Annotated in this window: 1 protein-coding gene; it reads right to left on the reverse strand. The window is 33.1% G+C overall.

All coding sequences use genetic code 11. The annotated features are described in order from the left end of the window. Positions 1-357 (reverse strand): amidohydrolase family protein (locus E6A48_RS10435; RefSeq protein ID WP_219710140.1); only part of this gene is annotated, 357 nt, incomplete at both ends.

A 357-nucleotide genomic window follows, 5' to 3' on the forward strand; every position in this document is an offset into this window, starting at 1 on the left:
TGTGCTACTCCTGTTTTTGTATCAGCTAAATATTTTAACTCTTCATCATTAAAGTGTATTCCATGTGCATACCATACATCTTCACCAGTCCAGCCCAATGTTTCCATATATTCTAAAGGACGCATATTAAACTTTTCTCTTACAAATACTTCTTCATCTTTAGTTTCGCATAGATGTGTATGAAGCCTTACATTCAAATCTCTTGCTAAAACTGCAGATTGTTTCATTAATTCACCTGTTACATTAAAAGGAGCACAAGGAGCCAATGCAACCATACTCATAGAATATTTTGATGGGTCATGATATTTTTTTACCACTCTCTCACAATCTTTTAAAATTTCATCTAATGACTGAACA

It is taken from the genome of Brachyspira pilosicoli, assembly GCF_019402445.1.
GTDB lineage: Bacteria > Spirochaetota > Brachyspiria > Brachyspirales > Brachyspiraceae > Brachyspira > Brachyspira pilosicoli_B.